This window comes from Frankia tisae (genome assembly GCF_025403405.1).
In the GTDB taxonomy this organism is placed as follows: Bacteria; Actinomycetota; Actinomycetes; order Frankiales; family Frankiaceae; genus Frankia; species Frankia tisai.
The window spans coordinates 1-480 of sequence record NZ_JANEZT010000795.1 but is presented as its reverse complement, the minus strand read 5'-3'; the positions used below and the strand labels follow the sequence as shown (position 1 = coordinate 480).

General features: G+C 72.7%; 1 protein-coding gene. It reads left to right on the top strand.

Annotated elements, in window-relative coordinates; genetic code table 11:
• Positions 1-480, top strand: a 480-nt coding sequence (locus tag NBZ85_RS31725; protein ID WP_308205251.1) for a 5'-3' exonuclease H3TH domain-containing protein, incomplete at both ends; no start/stop codon positions are given.

The window sequence follows — 480 nt, the reverse complement described above, 5'->3', positions numbered from 1 at the left end:
GTGGACATCCTTACCGGTGACCGGGACCTGTTCCAGCTTGTCGACGATGCTGCCGGGGTGCGGGTGCGGTACGCGGTGGAGAAGTTCGCCGTGGTCGACGAGGCGTCGGTGGCTGCCCGCTACGGCATCCCGGGGCGGGCGTATGCCGATTTCGCGGTGTTGCGCGGTGATCCAAGCGACGGGCTGCCCGGGGTTGCGGGGATCGGTGCGAAGACGGCGGCGATGTTGCTGACCCGGTTCGGGTCGCTGGCGGCGCTTCTGGCCGCGCTCGACACTCCCCCGGCGTCCGGCACGCAGGCGCAGCCGCAGGGGTTGACGGTGGCGGTGCGCCGGCGGTTGCAGGACGCCCGCGGCTATCTCGCCGCCGCGGTCGGGGTGGTCGCGGTGGTGCGTGACTGTGGGGTCGGTGCGGTGGACGGGCGGCTGCCGGTCGTTCCGGTCGACCCGCAGGCGGTGGTGGCGATCAGTGAACGGTGGGGG